This is a genomic window from Salmonella sp. SAL4457, from assembly GCF_046548235.1.
Classification (GTDB): domain Bacteria; phylum Pseudomonadota; class Gammaproteobacteria; order Enterobacterales; family Enterobacteriaceae; genus Salmonella; species Salmonella enterica.
On record NZ_JBGDZO010000937.1, the window covers coordinates 1 to 252 of the forward strand.

Consider the following 252-nt stretch of genomic DNA (forward strand, 5'->3'; position numbering starts at 1 on the left):
TTTATTATTGTTTTACTCAGCGTGATTAGCTTCCTTAGACGTGAAGATGAAATTCGTGTGTTCAATCACTCTGTTTCTCAAAAAACCTCTTTTAAGGCAATGGCTGTCGTTTCTATTACTGCAGCACTTATTTTCTTAGGCATCTTTAGTTTATCTTTAATCGAACCTAATCATCAGTTTATGGATTTGTTATTTGAAGCTATTTCCGCTGCTTGTACTGTCGGTTTGTCACGTGGCATCACGGGTGAACTT

The 252-nt window shown here is 36.9% G+C and carries 1 protein-coding gene; it reads left to right on the forward strand.

All coding sequences use genetic code 11. The features are described 5' to 3' along the window. The coding region (locus ACLJNW_RS26955; protein WP_410961616.1) for a potassium transporter TrkG at positions 1 to 252 on the forward strand (252 nt) is incomplete at both ends.